Origin of the sequence: Pseudomonas sp. PS01270, assembly GCF_029959775.1 — a bacterium.
In the GTDB taxonomy this organism is placed as follows: Bacteria; Pseudomonadota; Gammaproteobacteria; order Pseudomonadales; family Pseudomonadaceae; genus Aquipseudomonas; species Aquipseudomonas atacamensis.
Genome location: NZ_JASCPT010000014.1, coordinates 1 through 12,261, shown reverse-complemented (window position 1 = coordinate 12,261; position 12,261 = coordinate 1). Strand labels below are relative to the sequence as shown.

Below are 12,261 nucleotides of genomic sequence, written 5' to 3'. Positions count from 1 at the left end.
GGCTGCATCATCCACGGCCCGCTTGCGGGCCGTAGTTGTTTATACTGACGCACTTTTTTCCCCACCCCTGTTTTGGAAACATCGATGAGCACCTTGCTGGCCCTGGACACCGCGACTGAAGCTTGCTCCGTTGCCTTGCTGCATGACGGCAAGGTCACGAGCCATTACGAGGTGATCCCGCGTCTGCATGCGCAGAAGCTGCTGCCGATGATCCAGCAATTGCTCGCCGATGCGGGTACCACGTTGCAAGCTGTCGACGCGATTGCCTTCGGCCGTGGCCCGGGCGCGTTCACCGGTGTGCGCATTGCCATCGGTGTGGTGCAGGGTTTGGCCTTTGCTCTGGATCGTCCGGTATTGCCGGTATCCAACCTTGCCGTGCTGGCGCAGCGTGCCTTTCGTGAGCAGGGTGTAAGCCAGGTCGCGGCTGCGATCGATGCGCGGATGGATGAAGTGTATTGGGGCTGCTACCGCGAGACGGCGGGGGAGATGCGTCTGGTTGGCGCCGAAGCGGTGCTGCCGCCGGAGGTGGCTGCGCTACCGGCCGATGCCACAGGTGACTGGTTCGGTGCCGGTACCGGTTGGGGTTATGGTGAACGCATTGCGGTCAATCTGAGCGGCTCCGACGCCGGCATGCTGCCCCACGCCGAAGACCTGTTGAGGCTGGCGCGTTTCGCCTGGGAGCGCGGTGAGGCGATCCCGGCAGATGACGCCCAGCCGGTCTACCTGCGCGATAAAGTTGCCACCCCGAAAGCCCGCTGAAACCTCCGGGCTGATTTTGTGGCGAGGGGATTTAGCGAAACGTCGCACCGCCCCGTTCGGCTGCGCAGCAGTCGCAAGTCCTGAAAATGCGGCGGCACTGAAAAAATGCAGGGGAGTGCTGCGCACTCCAACGGGGATAAATCCCCTCGCCACGGGTGCATGGGCCATTCTGCAAATCCTGCCAATCGTCAGTTTCCAGCTCCGGTTTTAAACCTTTTGCGCTTTATGTGTTCTAGTTATCACTCGGCGGTTTGCTAAGTCGGTCAAGTGCCGCTAAATTGCCATCATTGATACCGAGCATGACATTATGCGTATAGACGGCGTTTCCACTCAGTCCTACCCCATCAAGCGCAAGCCGCGTAAAGGCAATGCGGCGCTGGATGAATCCGTCGACATCATCGACGGCGAGCTGGAATTCCCGAGCGAAGAGCAGATGGCCGCTCGTGCCGCTCAAGCCACCGCGCAACGCCTGAGCAACCTGCCTGCCCGTCAACAAGACATGATCTACCACCGCGCGATGAAGAAAAGCGTAGCCATGGCCCTGGCCAGCTACCTGAGCACCGCCGGTTTTGTCGATTGGGACGCAGACGTGCTGGGCCTCGATCTGTATATCTGATGGATCTGCCTTACTACCTCGGTTGCCCGTCCTGGAGCGAAAATGCCTGGCGCGAGTATCTGTATCCGGTAGACGCAAAAACCTCCGACTTTCTCGCTCTCTACTGCCAGGTGTTCAACGCCGTCGAAGGCAACACCACCTTCTACGCCAGTCCGTCGCCAGCCACTGTGCAGCGCTGGGCCGAGATCATGCCGGCGCACTTTCGCTTCACTGCCAAATTCCCCGGCGACATCAGCCACAGCGGCGACCTGCGCGAACAGCTGACCGCTGCCGAAACCTTCCTGCAATTACTCAAGCCGTTAGGCGAACGTGTTTCGCCGCTGTGGCTGCAACTGTCGAAAAGCTTCACGCCGCAGCGTCTGCCGGAGCTCGCGGCGTTTATCGATGCGCTGGATTGCCCGCTTGCGGTCGAGGTGCGCAATGAACAGTTCTTCGCCAAGGGCGAGAGCGAACGTCTGCTCAATCGTCTGTTGCTGGATCGCGGGGTCGAGCGCATCTGTCTCGACCCGCGCGCGCTGTTCAGCTGCTTGTCGACCGAGTCCTCGGTGATCCACGCGCAGTCAAAAAAACCGCGTGTACCGACGCGTCCGGCGGCGTTCACGCAGTTTCCGCAGGTGCGTTTCATCGGCCATCCCGAGCTTGAGGCAAACGATGCGTTTCTTGTGCCGTGGGTGGCGAAAGTCGCTGAATGGATCGAAGAGGGCCGCACGCCCTACGTCTTTCTGCATACCGCCGATAACCTGTTGGCAGCGAAACTGGCGCAACGTTTTCACGCAAAACTGATGCAACGTTTGCCTGGCTTGCCCGCGCTGCCTGAGCTATACAGAGAACCCGCCGCCGAGCAGCTTGGCTTGCTCTGAGGCGGGTTTTTTCTGCCCGGGAGCCCGTCGATGAACGTCCAAGTCAGTCAACAGCAACTCCTTAAAGCCCAAGCCTTCAAGGCCCTGCATGATCGCCAGGGGATCTTCGTCATCCCCAATCCGTGGGATGCCGGCTCGGCGAAGATGCTCGCCAGTCTTGGCTATCAGGCCTTGGCCACCACCAGCGCCGGTTACGCGTTTTCTCAGGGCAAAGCTGATGGCGCGTTGAGTCTCGACGAGACCCTGGCCAATGTCCGGGCGATTGTCGCGGCGACGGATCTGCCGGTGGCGGTGGACCTGGAAAACGGCTTTGCCGATGATCCGCTCGAGTCCGCGCAGAGTCTTCTCCGTGCCGCCGAAGCGGGCGCGGTGGGCGGGTCGATCGAGGACGCTACGGGCCGTCCGGACGCGCCGATCTATTGCTTCGAACACGCCGTCGCACGGATTGAAGCTGCTGTCGCGGCGGTACGCACGCTGCCGTTTCCCTTCATTCTTACGGCTCGCGCCGAAAATTACCTGCACGGTAATCCCGATCTCGACGACACCATTCGCCGTTTGCAGGCATTTGCCGAAGCGGGTGCCGACGTGCTCTATGCACCGGGTTTACGCAGCGCCGAAGAAGTGCGCGCAGTGGTGCAAGCGGTGGCGCCGAAACCGGTCAATGTGTTGATGTCTGGCGGTTTGAAGCTGACCGTGCAACAGCTCGAGGAACTGGGCGTACGCCGCATCAGCACCGGCTCGGCACTGGCGCTGGCGGCGTTCGGCGAGTTCTTCCGAGCGGCTGAAGAAATCCAGCAATTTGGCACCTTTGGCTTCACGTCACAGTCGATGCCGTATGCCAAGGCCAATCAACTCTTCAAGGACTGAGCATGGGACGTTGGCTGTTCTGGGGGGTGTTGCTCGCGATCGCTGGTGGCGCGGTGAGTGTCTGGCGTGGCTGGCTGGACGTGCCGCCGCAGTGGAACCCGTGGGCGCCATTGGACATAAAAGCCGCGCCCAACTGGCTGACCGGTTACAAACTCATGCGCCTGCGCAGTGATTCCGAGCTTTGCGCACAGGCATTGAGCAGCTCGGATCTGCGCGTCAGTCCCCAGGCCGACAGCCCGGGCGCCAAGTGTCCGCTGATCGGTGCTCTGCGGGTGCAGGGCGGTGAAGTGGCGCTGAGCAGCAGTTTCATCGCCAGTTGCCCGCTGGCGGTGGCCTACGCAATGTTTGAACACCACACCCTGCAACCGGCGGCGCAATCGGTTTACGGCCAGAAAATCGCGCGGGTCGATCACCTCGGCAGCTTTGCCTGTCGCAATGTCTACAACCGTGAGAGCGGCGCTCTCAGCCGACATGCGAGTGCCGACGCGCTGGACATTGCCGGTTTCCGCCTGGCTGACGGGCGCACGATCAGCGTGCTCAAGGATTGGCCCAAGCAGAATCAGGACGCAGAGTTTCTGCGCCAGCTGCGTGACGGCGCCTGTGAGTCATTCAGTGTGGTGTTGAGTCCGGACTACAACGCCGCTCATCGCAATCACTTTCATGTCGATGTCGGGCGCTGGAGCGTGTGTCGCTGAGAATCAGGCGGCGAGGCGCAGGTTCTGCAGAACGATCGGGCGAGCCCAGCCATTATCGAAGTCCAGGGCCTTCTGCTGTTCGACGATCTCTTCCGGCGGGAACGGCGGGTAAGGCTTCTGCAGCAAGTCCAGGTCGAACTCGGCGATCGGCAGGTACAGCGGACGTTTCTGCGGAGCAGGGCCTGGCTCCGGCACTGGCTGGCCATTGTTGATCACAATCGGGCGTACCCAGCTGCTGTCGAAATCCTGTTGCTCTTGCTGAGCCTTGAGTTCTTCTGGCGGGAACGGTGGGAACGGCTTGTCCAGCAGCTCCATTTCGAACTCGGCGATCGGCAGGAACAGTGGCTCTGGCGGGCGAACCTGGGTTTCGACCACATCGCACTCGCGCTGGCTGACGATGTGCGCGTGCAGCTCGCTGCCAACGGTTGGTTCTTCCGGGCTGTTCAGGTCAACCGGTGGAAACGTGCCACAGGCAGGCACCACTTCACTCGTCTGTTCGGCCAGGGCCTGGGCAAAGAAATCCTGCCACAGGTGACTGACGCCGCTCAGTGCTTGAGTGTTATGACGGCTGAAGTCGCCATGGGGCGAAACGTAGCCAATCGATGTGGGAAGAATGCCTGACATTTTTTTCGGTTGACGCTCAGCTCTGGCAAAATGCGCGTTGAATGGTTTATCGGCGGTTTTTGTCGATCCTTAACTTTTTTGAGCGTTTTTTCATGATCGAGTCACCTGCGGCCTGCCGCATCCATGTCCAGGCCCTCGCCCCGACGTTTCAAGCGCAAGCCGAGCACTGGGCCGAACGTCTCGGCCTGCCGCTCGGCGAGGCGCACGGCGAGTTCGTCTTGCAGGTCGGCGAGCAGGGTTTGCAGTTGCAGCAGCTTGGCCCGGATGCGCCTGGACCGGTGCGGGTCGACTTCGTCGAAGGCGGCGCGGCGCATCGTCGTTTGTATGGCGGCGGCAGCGGGCAGATGATTGCCAAGGCTGTCGGCATCGCCCAAGGCGTGCGCCCGCGTGTGCTCGATGCCACCGCGGGGCTGGGCAAGGACGCGTTTGTGCTGGCCAGTCTCGGTTGTGAAATGAGCCTGATCGAGCGTCAGCCGCTGATCGGCGCACTGCTTGAGGACGGCCTGGCCCGGGCGGCAGAAGATTTCGATGTAGCGCCGATCGTGGCGCGGATGAAATTGCTCAAGGGCAATTCCATCGAGGTCATGCGTGATTGGGAAGGGGAGCCACCGCAGGTGATCTACCTCGACCCGATGTTCCCGCATCGTGAGAAAACCGCGCTGGTGAAAAAGGAAATGCGCCTGTTCCGCCCGCTGGTCGGTGATGATCCGGATGCCCCGGCCCTGCTTGAAGCCGCGCTGGCGCTGGCCACGCACCGGGTGGTAGTCAAACGCCCGCGCAAGGCGCCGTGCATCGAAGGGCCGAAACCGAGCCATGCGCTGGATGGCAAATCGAGCCGGTATGACATTTATCCGAAGAAAGCGCTGAAGCCCTGAGACTGCGTCGCCCCATGCGCGAGCAGGCTCGCTCCCACAGTTGAAATGCATTCCAGTGTGGGAGCGAGCCTGCTCGCGAAGCGGTCTGCACAAGCACCGCAAAACTGTCAGGGTTTGTACGCCCTCATAAACAACCCCACCACCTCCCGCACATGCCGCTCCGCTGCCTCTCCGGTCAGCGGCTCGCCGCAGCCGTACAACAAACGAAAATTTCCCGCCCCTTTGATCAGGCAGAAGAAGTGCTCGGCGGCATTTCGTGGCTGGTCAATGCTCAGCGCGCCGGTCGCATGGATTTTCGTCAGCAGACCTTCCATGCCGTTGACCACGCGCTCGGGGCCGGCCTCGAAGAAGATCAGCGACAACTTCGGGTCCTGACTGCCCAGTGCCATGATCAGACGGTGCAGGTTCACCGATTCATCGCTGTTGATCAGTTGGTGGAAGCCTCGGGCAATGTTCAGCAATACATTTTCCACCGCGATGCCGTCCGGCAGTTCGAAGAACAGCGGCGGTAATTGTTCCTCGCATTTCGCGACGACAGCAGCGGAGAACAGCGTCTCCTTGTCGTTGAAATGGCTGTAAACCGTCAGCTTCGACACGCCGGCCTCGCTGGCCACCGCGTCCATGCTGGTGTTGGCGTAGCCATGGCAGAGAAACAGGGTTTTCGCCGCATCCAGGATCGCCTGGCGTTTGGCCAGATCCTTGGGGCGGCCCGGGCCGTTTGGAGCTGAAAGATTGTTCGACATTCTTCGCTTTTAATACTGGACTGGTGAGTTTGCTATTAATACCATACCCGCCAGTATAAATATTCCAAGCCTCATTCGCGAAAGGTCCGTCACCATGTTCCGCCATGCGTTGTCCTTTGCCGTGCCAGTCAGTCTGGCGTTCCTGTTATCGGCGTGCGGTCAGGAAGAGGTGACCAAAGTCACCGTACGCCCGGCCATGGTGGTACAGCCCGAGCCTTCGGCGCAGGCGATGGAAAGTTATCCGGGCGAGGTGCGTGCCCGTTATGAGCCTGATCTGGCATTCCGCATCGGCGGCAAAGTCAGCCGACGACTGGTCGACGAAGGCCAGCGCGTCAAGGCCGATCAGCCCTTGGCCGAACTCGATCCGCAGGATGTGCGCCTGCAACTGGAAGCCACCCGCGCGCAGGTTGCCGCCGCCGAGGCCAATCTGAACCTGGTGCGCGCCGAGCGCGATCGCTACAAAACCCTGATGGATCGGCAGATGGTCAGCCGCTCGGCCTACGACAACGCCGAAAATCTATATCGCTCCGGCGAAGCCCGCCTTAAACAAATCAAAGCCGAATTCAACGTTTCGACCAACCAGGCCAGTTACGCGGTGCTGCGTGCGCCGCAGGATGGTGTGGTGGCCAAGCGTTCGGTGGAAGTCGGTCAGGTGGTCGCTGCCGGGCAAACCGTGTTCACCCTCGCCACCGATGGTGAGCGCGAAGTATTGATCAGCCTGCCGGAGCAAAGCTTCGGCCGCTTCAAGGTCGGTCAGCCGGTTACCGTGGAATTGTGGGCACAGCAGAATCAACGCTTCGCCGGGCAGATCCGCGAGTTGTCGCCGTCCGCCGATCCGCGCTCACGCACTTTTGCTGCGCGTATCTCGTTCACCAGCGGCAAAGTCCCGGCTGAACTGGGGCAGAGCGCCCGGGTGTTCGTGCAAGCGGCTGACAGTGTCTCGCTGTCGATACCGCTTTCCGCGCTGACCGCTGAAAACGGTGCGACTTACGTCTGGGTGGTCAACGGCAACAACACGTTGAAGAAAACTCCGGTACGGGTCGGTCCGTTCGGCGAGAAAAGCGTGGCGGTGCTCGAAGGCTTGAATGCGAGCGACTGGGTGGTGGCTGCCGGCGTTCACGTATTGCTCGACGGCCAGCAGGTGCGACCAGTGGATCGCTCCAATCGTGTGGTCAATCTGGCGAACAAGGAGTAAGCCCCGATGCGCTTCAACCTCTCCGAATGGGCGTTGCGTAATCGCCAGATCGTACTGTTCCTGATGCTTTTGCTCGCCGTTGTCGGCGCGTTGTCCTACACCAAACTCGGCCAGAGTGAAGACCCGCCGTTCACCTTCAAGGCGATGGTCATTCAGACCCGCTGGCCCGGTGCGACCGCGCAGGAGGTCTCGCGCCAGGTCACCGAACGGATCGAAAAGAAACTGATGGAAACCGGCGAGTACGAACGCATCATGTCGATCTCCCGCCCCGGTGAATCCCAGGTCACCTTCATCGCCCGCGACTCGATGCACTCCAAGCAGATCCCTGATCTCTGGTACCAGTTGCGCAAGAAGGTCGGCGACATTCGCCAGACTTTGCCGCCGGGAATTCAGGGGCCGTTCTTCAACGATGAGTTCGGCACCACCTTCGGCAATATCTATGCGTTGACCGGCGACGGTTTCGACTACGCCGTGCTCAAGGATTACGCCGACCGCATCCAGATTCAGCTGCAGCGGGTCAAGGACGTCGGCAAGGTCGAACTGCTTGGGTTGCAGGACGAGAAAATCTGGGTCGAGCTGTCCAACGTCAAACTCGCCACTCTTGGCTTGCCGCTGGCGGCGGTGCAGCAGGCGCTGGAGGAACAGAACGCGGTGTCCACGGCGGGGTTCTTCGAAACCGGCAGCGAGCGCTTGCAGCTACGCGTCTCGGGGAATTTTCAGACAGTCGATGAGATAAAGAACTTTCCGATCCGCGTCGCCGATCGTACGTTCCGCATCGCCGATATCGCCAATGTGCGTCGCGGTTTCAGCGACCCACCGGCGCCGCGCATGCGTTTCATGGGCGACGACGCGATCGGTCTGGCCGTGGCGATGAAGGACGGCGGCGACATTCTGGTGCTGGGCAAGGCACTGGAGGGCGAGTTCTCGCGGATCCAGAAAAACCTCCCGGCCGGCATGCAACTGCGCAAGGTGTCCGATCAGCCGGCAGCGGTAAAAACCGGCGTCGGCGAGTTCGTCCAGGTGTTGGTCGAGGCGTTGGCGATCGTCTTGCTGGTGAGCTTCTTTTCCCTCGGTGTGCGCACCGGCATGGTCGTCGCGCTGACCATTCCGCTGGTGCTGGCGATGACCTTCGCTTGCATGTATTACCTCGGCATCGGTCTGCACAAGATTTCCCTCGGTGCGCTGGTGCTGGCGCTGGGTCTGCTGGTGGACGACGCGATCATCGCCGTGGAAATGATGGCGATCAAAATGGAGCAGGGCTTCGACCGCATTCGCGCGGCGAGTTATGCCTGGACCAGCACCGCATTCCCGATGCTTACCGGCACGCTGATCACCGCCGCCGGCTTCCTGCCGATTGCCACTGCGCAGTCCGGCACCGGTGAATACACCCGCTCGATTTTCCAGGTAGTGACCATTGCCTTGCTCGCCTCATGGGTCGCGGCGGTGATGTTCGTGCCGTATCTGGGGGAAAAACTCCTGCCGGATCTGGCGAAAATTCACGCGGCAAAACACGGCACTGGCGATGGTCAACCGGATCCGTATGCCACGCCGTTTTATCAGCGCGTCCGGCGTCTGGTGGAGTGGTGCGTGGCCCATCGCAAGACGGTGATCGTGCTGACCGTGGGCCTGTTCATTGCCTCGGTGATGCTGTTCCGATTCGTCCCGCAGCAGTTCTTCCCGGCTTCGAACCGGCTGGAGTTGATGGTCGACCTGAAACTGGCCGAAGGCGTTTCGCTGGCCAACACCACCAGTGAAGTCAAACGCCTCGAGGCGCTGCTCAAGGAGCACGCCGGCATCGACAATTATGTGGCCTATGTCGGCACCGGTTCGCCACGCTTTTATCTGCCGCTGGATCAGCAACTGCCGGCGGCGAGTTTTGCCCAGTTCGTGGTGTTGGCAAAAACCATCGAAGAGCGTGAAGCGCTGCGCAGCTGGTTGATCGAAACCCTCAACGAACAGTTCCCGGCCCTGCGTTCGCGGGTCACTCGTTTGGAAAATGGCCCGCCGGTTGGCTATCCGGTGCAGTTCCGCGTCACGGGCGAGCACATCGAAGAAGTCCGTGCGTTGGCGCGCAAGGTGGCGGCAAAGGTTCGCGAGAATCCGCATGTGGTCAACGTGCATCTGGACTGGGAGGAGCCAAGCAAAGTTGTCTACCTGAATATCGACCAGGATCGCGCCCGCGCCCTCGGTGTGAGCACCGCCAATCTGGCGAAATTCCTGCAGAGTTCGCTGGTCGGCTCGACGGTCAGCCAGTACCGCGAAGACAACGAATTGATCGAGATTCTGCTGCGCGGCACCGTGCACGAGCGCACTGAATTGTCGTTGTTGCCGAGCCTGGCGGTGCCGACCGATAACGGTCGCAGTGTGGCGTTGTCGCAGATTGCCACGCTGGAATACGGCTTCGAGGAAGGCATCATCTGGCACCGCAACCGCCTGCCAAACGTGACCGTACGCGCGGACATTTATGGCAAGGAACAACCGGCGACGCTGGTCAAACAGATCATGCCGACGCTGGACCCGATTCGCGCTGAGTTGCCCGATGGTTATCTGCTGGATGTCGGCGGCACGGTGGAGGATTCCGAGCGCGGGCAGAAGTCGGTGAATGCCGGGGTGCCGATGTTCATTGTCGTGGTGTTGACCTTGCTGATGGTGCAGTTGCGCAGTTTCTCGCGCACGGCGATGGTGTTTCTGACGGCGCCGTTGGGCTTGATCGGGGTGACGTTGTTTCTGATGGTGTTCCGGCAGCCGTTCGGGTTTGTGGCGATGCTCGGGACCATCGCATTGTCCGGGATGATCATGCGCAATTCGGTGATTCTGGTCGATCAGATCGAGCAGGATATTGCTTCGGGGCTTAAGCCTTGGCAGGCGATTATCGAGGCTACGGTGCGGCGGTTCCGGCCGATTGTGTTGACGGCGCTGGCGGCGGTGCTGGCGATGATTCCGCTGTCGCGCAGTGTGTTTTTCGGGCCGATGGCGGTGGCGATCATGGGCGGGCTGATTGTGGCCACGGCGCTGACGCTGTTGTTTTTGCCGGCGTTGTATGCGGCCTGGTTCAGGGTGCGTAAGGAGGCTTGAGGTTTTTGTGTCGTGGCGGCCTTCGGGCCGACCATGACGTGGGGTTTTGGGTGTATATCCGTTGCTGTGGGTGTTGCTGATTACGGTTCCGCTCTTACGCCGTCACCTTTTTCAAACGCCGGAGTGCCGGCCCAGCAAAAAGGTAACCGAAAAGGCTTGCTCCTGCGTCCGTCCCTCGCAGGCTCGCGTTCCTTCGCTGCACTTCCTTGCGCTGTGTCTGGCTGCGCCAGACGGTCGCTGCGCTCCCACGCCGGATCAGTCCCTCCACTCAGCCTTCCGACGTCGCCGGTGGATCAAGATCAAGAGCAGGCGAGCTGACACTCGGCCTATTGAGTGGTGAAAAGCGTGGGTGTTCGGCTTTTGATTTGTGTTGTTGCTGCCCCTCACCCCAGCCCTCTCCCGAGGGAGAGGGAGCCGATTTTGGGCGTTCCAAAATCTGCATTCGACTCGGTATCGCAAGTCGGCGTATTTCGCCTAAACACCTCGGTCAGTCCCCTCTCCCTCCGGGAGAGGGCTAGGGTGAGGGGCTTTTGATCTGTTTCTTTTGCGGATACTGACTCGGTATCTCAAGCCGACGTTGCTCTGGTAATCAGCCCGACTTCCCGCTATGACTGCGCATCGGCAGAGGATTTCCCTTGCTGAACTGCGGTGAATCGTGTCCTCGGTCCGGTCGATCCACAAAGCGGATGCGCAAAAAAAACCGCTGAACCGAGGAAGTTGAGCGGGCTTTTTTTGTGGTTCGGAAATTACAACGTACCAAACACCTTCTTCGCCAGACTCGTCGCCGCAGCGGCCGGGTTCTGACGAATTGTTTCTTCCTGCTTGCCGATCATTTCAAACAAACCGTTGAGTGCCTGTTCGGTGACGTAGCTTTCAACGTTGGCGCTCTTGGCGTCGACGACACCGAAAGCCGCAGCTTGACCTGCAAAGGCGTTGTATTTCTGCGCGACGCCGACCTTGTCGGTGGCTTGCTTGACGATGGGCAGGAATTTCGCGCGGATCTGTTCGCGGCTGGATTTGTTCAGGTATTGGGTCGCCGAATCGTTGCCGCCGCTGAGGATGCCTTTGGCGTCGGCCACGCTCATTTTCTTTACTGCATCGACTAGGATTGGCTGGGCCTGGGTCACGGCGGATTCGGCGGCTTTGTTCATCGCGGTTTCCAGTTCTTCGACCTGGGCGCCCATGCCGAAGGCTTTCATCTTGCTTGCGGCTTTGCCGAGTTTGCCTGGCAGTTCGATTTTCACTTCGGGGTTATTGCTGAAGCCGCCCGGGGTGCCGAGTTGTTTCACGGCGATCTGTGCGCCTTGGGTCAGGGCGTCCTTGAGGCCGCCGGTGGCGTCTTGTTGCGACAGGTCGTTGAGCGACAAGGCCAAGGCGTTGGCGGAGATCAGCAGACCGGCGCAGGCGGCGGCGAAGCGAAGGGTAGGGCGGCGCATGGCGGCTTCCTTGTGGCGAAAAATGGATTAACGAACGGCGTCGACGCGGATTTTCAGCGGCTGCGGGTCGTTGCCGTCGAGCTGCACGGCATGGTTTTCGGTGGTGATGAACATCAACTCGCCGTTGACTTCAATACGTGCGCTGACCGAGTAACGGTGGCCGGATTTGACCTGCGCCGGATCGTAGCTCAAATGAAACGGCAGCGGCACCTGGCCTTTGATCGGGCCGTTCTGTTCAGCGAGGACGATGGCCGGTGCATCGGCCAGCGACACATCTTGCAGGCTCACGCTCAGAGTCGCGCTCGGGGGCAGGGCGATGCGTTGCAGGTAGAAGACTTCGCCGTCGAGGCTGGCCTTGCCGGCGGGGGTGGTTGATTGGCAGGCGCTGAGCAGGGTGGCGGCGGCGAGGGTCAACACTTTTTTCATGGATGAATCTCCTTTCAATGTGGGAGCGAGCCTGCTCGCGAAAGCGCTGGGTCAGTCAAACTAAATGTCGACTGACATTCCGTCTTCGCG

12 protein-coding genes are annotated in these 12,261 nt (G+C 60.6%); 8 read left to right on the top strand and 4 right to left on the bottom strand.

Going from position 1 to position 12,261, the window contains the following annotated elements; translation table 11 throughout:
- Window positions 1-84: 84 nt before the first annotated feature.
- The 5 genes from tsaB (at window position 85) to QMX86_RS07175 (ending at window position 3,797) form a co-directional block, all read left to right on the top strand.
- A complete protein-coding gene (gene tsaB, locus QMX86_RS07195; protein ID WP_282384471.1) occupies window positions 85-759 on the top strand; it encodes a tRNA (adenosine(37)-N6)-threonylcarbamoyltransferase complex dimerization subunit type 1 TsaB in 675 nt (224 codons plus the stop codon).
- A 307-nt stretch (window positions 760-1,066) separates the two neighbouring features.
- Window positions 1,067-1,375 carry a hypothetical protein gene (locus QMX86_RS07190; protein ID WP_042606956.1) on the top strand — a complete coding sequence of 103 codons (309 nt, stop codon included), beginning with the start codon at window positions 1,067-1,069 and terminating at the stop codon, window positions 1,373-1,375.
- On the top strand, window positions 1,375-2,235 hold the full coding sequence (locus QMX86_RS07185; RefSeq protein WP_071174522.1) for a DUF72 domain-containing protein: 861 nt from the start codon (window positions 1,375-1,377) through the stop codon (window positions 2,233-2,235). Before QMX86_RS07190 ends, QMX86_RS07185 begins: the two co-directional genes overlap by 1 nt.
- A gap of 30 nt (window positions 2,236-2,265) precedes the next feature.
- Window positions 2,266-3,102, top strand: a complete 837-nt coding sequence (locus QMX86_RS07180; RefSeq protein ID WP_071174523.1) for an isocitrate lyase/phosphoenolpyruvate mutase family protein — start codon at window positions 2,266-2,268, stop codon at window positions 3,100-3,102.
- A gap of 2 nt (window positions 3,103-3,104) precedes the next feature.
- On the top strand, window positions 3,105-3,797 hold the full coding sequence (locus tag QMX86_RS07175; RefSeq protein ID WP_071174524.1) for an extensin family protein: 693 nt from the start codon (window positions 3,105-3,107) through the stop codon (window positions 3,795-3,797).
- Between the two features lie 3 nt (window positions 3,798-3,800).
- Here QMX86_RS07175 and QMX86_RS07170 read toward each other — a convergent pair whose 3' ends face one another.
- Window positions 3,801-4,421 carry a hypothetical protein gene (locus QMX86_RS07170; RefSeq protein ID WP_056783179.1) on the bottom strand — a complete coding sequence of 207 codons (621 nt, stop codon included), beginning with the start codon at window positions 4,419-4,421 and terminating at the stop codon, window positions 3,801-3,803.
- Between the two features lie 95 nt (window positions 4,422-4,516).
- On the opposite strand from QMX86_RS07170, the gene QMX86_RS07165 reads away from it, so the two are divergent.
- The gene (locus QMX86_RS07165) at window positions 4,517-5,296 is read left to right on the top strand and encodes a class I SAM-dependent methyltransferase (RefSeq protein WP_282384475.1); all 780 of its coding nucleotides are present in this window, start codon (window positions 4,517-4,519) and stop codon (window positions 5,294-5,296) included.
- Window positions 5,297-5,403: 107 nt separating this feature from the next.
- On the opposite strand, the gene QMX86_RS07160 is transcribed toward QMX86_RS07165, so the two are convergent.
- Window positions 5,404-6,039 (bottom strand): TetR/AcrR family transcriptional regulator, encoded by a 636-nt coding sequence (locus QMX86_RS07160; RefSeq protein WP_073476091.1) that lies wholly within the window; start codon window positions 6,037-6,039, stop codon window positions 5,404-5,406.
- 94 nt (window positions 6,040-6,133) lie between these two features.
- Here QMX86_RS07160 and QMX86_RS07155 point away from each other — a divergent pair, with 94 nt between their 5' ends.
- The gene (locus tag QMX86_RS07155) at window positions 6,134-7,234 is read left to right on the top strand and encodes an efflux RND transporter periplasmic adaptor subunit (RefSeq protein ID WP_024011758.1); all 1,101 of its coding nucleotides are present in this window, start codon (window positions 6,134-6,136) and stop codon (window positions 7,232-7,234) included.
- A 6-nt stretch (window positions 7,235-7,240) separates the two neighbouring features.
- On the top strand, window positions 7,241-10,309 hold the full coding sequence (locus QMX86_RS07150; RefSeq protein ID WP_282384472.1) for an efflux RND transporter permease subunit: 3,069 nt from the start codon (window positions 7,241-7,243) through the stop codon (window positions 10,307-10,309).
- Window positions 10,310-11,055: 746 nt separating this feature from the next.
- On the opposite strand, the gene QMX86_RS07145 is transcribed toward QMX86_RS07150, so the two are convergent.
- Complete coding sequence (locus QMX86_RS07145) at window positions 11,056-11,745, bottom strand: DUF4197 domain-containing protein (RefSeq protein WP_016771492.1); 690 nt, start codon at window positions 11,743-11,745, stop codon at window positions 11,056-11,058.
- Between the two features lie 27 nt (window positions 11,746-11,772).
- Complete coding sequence (locus QMX86_RS07140) at window positions 11,773-12,171, bottom strand: YbaY family lipoprotein (RefSeq protein WP_282384473.1); 399 nt, start codon at window positions 12,169-12,171, stop codon at window positions 11,773-11,775.
- Window positions 12,172-12,261: the final 90 nt, after the last annotated feature.

Bases quoted from the DNA above. Each gene is read 5' to 3' on its own strand.
- QMX86_RS07180 (WP_071174523.1), top strand. From the start codon at position 2,266: ATGAACGTCCAAGTCAGTCAACAGCAACTCCTTAAAGCCCAAGCCTTC.
- tsaB (WP_282384471.1), top strand. From the start codon at position 85: ATGAGCACCTTGCTGGCCCTGGACACCGCGACTGAAGCTTGCTCCGTT.
- QMX86_RS07160 (WP_073476091.1), bottom strand. From the start codon at position 6,039: ATGTCGAACAATCTTTCAGCTCCAAACGGCCCGGGCCGCCCCAAGGAT.
- QMX86_RS07140 (WP_282384473.1), bottom strand. From the start codon at position 12,171: ATGAAAAAAGTGTTGACCCTCGCCGCCGCCACCCTGCTCAGCGCCTGC.
- QMX86_RS07155 (WP_024011758.1), top strand. From the start codon at position 6,134: ATGTTCCGCCATGCGTTGTCCTTTGCCGTGCCAGTCAGTCTGGCGTTC.
- QMX86_RS07185 (WP_071174522.1), top strand. From the start codon at position 1,375: ATGGATCTGCCTTACTACCTCGGTTGCCCGTCCTGGAGCGAAAATGCC.
- QMX86_RS07175 (WP_071174524.1), top strand. From the start codon at position 3,105: ATGGGACGTTGGCTGTTCTGGGGGGTGTTGCTCGCGATCGCTGGTGGC.
- QMX86_RS07150 (WP_282384472.1), top strand. From the start codon at position 7,241: ATGCGCTTCAACCTCTCCGAATGGGCGTTGCGTAATCGCCAGATCGTA.
- QMX86_RS07145 (WP_016771492.1), bottom strand. From the start codon at position 11,745: ATGCGCCGCCCTACCCTTCGCTTCGCCGCCGCCTGCGCCGGTCTGCTG.
- QMX86_RS07170 (WP_056783179.1), bottom strand. From the start codon at position 4,421: ATGTCAGGCATTCTTCCCACATCGATTGGCTACGTTTCGCCCCATGGC.
- QMX86_RS07190 (WP_042606956.1), top strand. From the start codon at position 1,067: ATGCGTATAGACGGCGTTTCCACTCAGTCCTACCCCATCAAGCGCAAG.